This window comes from Pantoea sp. SIMBA_079 (assembly GCF_046940275.1).
Lineage (GTDB): Bacteria > Pseudomonadota > Gammaproteobacteria > Enterobacterales > Enterobacteriaceae > Pantoea > Pantoea borealis.
The window spans coordinates 1-314 of the sequence record NZ_JAWRYR010000136.1 but is presented as its reverse complement, the minus strand read 5'-3'; the positions used below and the strand labels follow the sequence as shown (position 1 = coordinate 314).

Below are 314 nucleotides of genomic sequence, written 5' to 3'. Positions count from 1 at the left end.
GCGCTTACGGTCCGCGTAATGGCCGTTGAGGAGCGTCGGTAGTCGAAGCTTGACGAGGGCGCGTTACTACTCACCGAACGCACTCGCGTTCCAAAGAGGTTTTTCAACATGGCAAAGAAAATCATCGGCTTTATCAAGCTGCAGATTCCTGCAGGTAAAGCCAATCCGTCGCCGCCGGTTGGTCCGGCACTGGGTCAGCGCGGCCTGAACATCATGGAGTTCTGCAAGGCGTACAACGCGGCCACCGAGTCGCAGCGCGGCAACGTCATCCCGGTCGAGATCACCGTGTACGAGGACCGCTCGTTCACGTTCGT

At 58.6% G+C, this 314-nt stretch carries 1 pseudogene; it reads left to right on the top strand.

Annotated elements, in window-relative coordinates:
• Positions 1 to 108 precede the first annotated feature (108 nt).
• Positions 109 to 314: pseudogene (locus tag SB719_RS19435) on the top strand (50S ribosomal protein L11); the annotation flags it as partial.